At 34.9% G+C, this 3,488-nt stretch carries 1 pseudogene; it reads right to left on the reverse strand.

The features are described from left to right. Positions 1 to 26: 26 nt before the first annotated feature. Positions 27 to 3,071, reverse strand: a pseudogene (locus tag LOK41_RS27630) (efflux RND transporter permease subunit). Between the last annotated feature and the right edge of the window lie 417 nt (positions 3,072 to 3,488).

Raw genomic sequence — 3,488 nt, forward strand, 5'->3', positions numbered from 1 at the left:
CAGAACGGAAGATAACGTTTTTGGTGTTACGCTTTTGGTGTATCTATAGAAGAGTCTATTTTTCTACGTGAGCTCCTCTTTTTGCCGAATTTATCTAACAGTTCATACATAACCGGAACGACAACTAGTGTGAGTACAGTTGAAACTGCTAAACCACCGATTACGACAACCGCTAAACTTTTCGAAACCATACTGCCGGATTGTGATTGTCCGAATAATAACGGCAACATTGCTACGAATGTTGTAATGGCTGTCATAATAATTGGTCTTAGCCTTGTAGAGCCTGCTTCTAGTAAAGCTTCCCGTGTTGTCATATCTTGTTCCCTATTTTGTTGAACGCGTTCAATTAAGACGATAGCGTTTGTGACGACAATACCAATTAGCATTAATGCGCCAATTAGTGCATTTAAGTCGACTGGTGTTCTTGAAATGATTAGCCCTAAAATACCGCCAACAGCAGCTAAGGGTAAAGAGAATAAAATCGCAAATGGAGCTCGTGCCTGCCCAAAAGTGATAACCATAATTAAGTAGACAATCCCAATTGCGATACCCATGATTTTGAATAAATCTGTGAAATTTTCTTGCATAGATTCAGTTGCACCAGCAACGTTAACTTTTGCTCCGGTTGGTAAATCTAATTCGGATATCGCTTTATTTACCTCGGCGCTTACTTTACTTAAATCATCATTTGTTGCCTGAGCACTTATTTGAATGGTTTCTTTTCCATCTTTATGGAAAATTTCGGTTTGTAATTGTTTCTCTGAAATCGTTGCAATATCTTTTAAAGGAATTGGTCCAGTTATAGGTGATAAAATATTTGTATTAAGAACATCTTCTTTCTTATTTATCTGTTCTTTCTTATGCTCTAACATGATTGTTGTTTTCTCATCGTCGATTGTTAATTGTCCAATTGGTGATTTCTTCATAAGGAATGAAACTTGTTGCCCAGCTGTTTCTGGTGTTAATCCGACCTGTTCTGCTTTTGCTTGGTCGATATGAATTTGTCATTCTTGTTTTGACTCTTCTAGATTTGTTTTTACTTTAGAAAGACTGTCAATACTTTTTAGTTTTGATTCGACGATATTAGCAGCTTTCTTTAAGTTTGTTTCGTTGTTTGCTGTTACGTTAAATTGTAAGTTGTTGCCTCCACCAAAGCTTGAATAGCTTGTTTTTATATAATCGAATTCGGCAGGTTTGAAGTCTGCCTGTTCTTTTTTTAGTTTTTTGATGTATTGATCAATATCTGTGCCTTTTTTAAAAACTACAAATATAGATGCAAGGTTGCTTTTCATTGTTTGTCCCCACTGGGCATCTTCTGCGCTGGATCCCATTCATAATATAATATCTTTTACATCGTTGTTAGAGAGTAATTTCTTTTCAAAATCAAAAGCTGTTTGTTTTGTGGATTCAAGATCGTAATTTGTTGGGAATGTCATTTCAATTGAAAGCATCGTATCGTCTTCTGATTTTATATTTGCTTTTGGTAATAATATATAAGCAGCAATTGATCCGGCAAATAATAAGAATGAAGAGAATAAAATAATAAACTTATGTGAAAGTGCCCACTTTAAAGTAATTGTATATTTTCTTGAAGGTTGCACTTGACGTTGTCTTGTTTTTTTGAGTAATAAAAACGCCATAAGTGGGACAACTGTTAGTGCGACAACTAATGAAGAAAGTATAGAATATACAACTGCTAATACCATAGGTAACATTAGTTTACCGATTGACCCCGATACAAGACCGATAGGTAAAAAGACAGCAACTGTTGTTAAAGTAGAAGAGGTAATAGCTACGGCTACCTCTTTTGTAGCATCTAGAATGATGTCTTTTGAAAAGCGGTCTTTTTGTAAACGCCGGAAAATATTTTCAATGACAACAATACTATCGTCAACAAGTCGACCAACTGCTACCGCTAAGCCCCCGAGGGTTAAAATGTTTAATGTAACATTAGATTGATCAAGTAAAAATAGTGTTAGTAAAATGGATAACGGAATACTAACGACAGCGATTAAAGTTGTTCGAACGCTACGTAAAAAGATTAAGATAATAAAGGTCGCGGCAATTGCTCCTAAAATGACTTCTTTCCCCATACTCATAACAGCATTTTCCACTTGTTCGTGAGTAGAGGAAAGTACCTTAATTGTATAAGTGTCTTTATATTCTTTACTTATGTTTTTCACTCTCTTATCGACTTCTTTTCCAATTTCAACTGCATTTTTGCTAGGTTCTTTCATAATAATTAATGCAGTTCCGTCTTCACCGTTTATATGTGAGATGGTGTCATAATGTTGTTTTGCTTCTACTTGCGCAATATCCTGTAACTTCACTTGAGGTGCAAGTGTCATGTTTTTTACTTCATTTATATTTTTTACATTTCCAATGATACGAAGGGTGTGCTCTTCGTTATTAACAGTAACTTGCCCAACTGGAGTGGAAGTTTCTTTTCCTTGTAAAGCAGTTAATACTTGCTGTGGTGTTATATTTTTGTTTTTCATTTGCTCTGTATCTAGCGTGATTGATAACTCAGATGTTGATTTGCCGAAATAGATGACGTTAGCAACCCCATCGATATTTTCAAGCTGCGGGATAATTTCTTTTTCGATTTGTTTTTCGTCTGCTTTTGTAAAGCCATTTTGTTTTTGTACGGCAATTTGTGCAAGTGGAATCATAGAGGTGTTAAGTTGGCTGACAACTGGTTTTGTAATTTCTTTTTGGAAGTCCATGCTGTTAGTGGTTTTTTCAAGTTCACGTGCGGCATCTTTCATATTAGCTTTAGAATTATAAGCGATATCGATGCGTGATAAACCTTCATAAGTAGAAGAGGTGATTGTATCGACGTGTTCCAAATTTCGAAACTTTTTTTCGAGCGGTTCAGTTACTTCTTTTGTCAATGTTTCAGCATCTAACCCTTGAGACAATGTAGTGACAGTTATTGCAGGGTTATCGACACTAGGTAGAAACTCCATTGGTAATTTCGAACCAGAATAAATGCCGAGTACAGAAATGAGAAAAACCATGATGATAATAGCGGCTCGGTTTTTTAATGAGAATTTTGTTAACCTATCCATAAAAGTAATTCCTCCGTTTAAGTTGTTTTTTTTAGCCTACTTCGTTACTATATAACAAAATCTGGATGTTTTTCATTAATTAAATGTAAAAATATTCTAAATTCATTCTTAAGATTAGAGAGGGGATAGGGTTTTGTATGTGAGAGCTAGAGCGTTGCTTGAGGGTTTTGGTGTTTAAAAGTTCTGTTGAATTAAGGGAGAAGAAAGTCTATTTAATATGAAATAGAGAGGTGGAATTATGAAACGAAAAACATTTTTATATTTTTTTAAAAAACACTTGTGATTTTAAAATGAGGGTGGTATATTAATAAACGTCGCTGATGCGAGAAACGCAGAAAGCGAAAAAAGAAATTTTAAAACTTAGTTGACATCAAAAAATGAAGATGCTAACATAAGGAAGTCGCCAATCGGCGATGG

The sequence above is a fragment of the Bacillus sp. TL12 genome (assembly GCF_022625245.1).
Lineage (GTDB): Bacteria > Bacillota > Bacilli > Bacillales > Bacillaceae_G > Bacillus_A.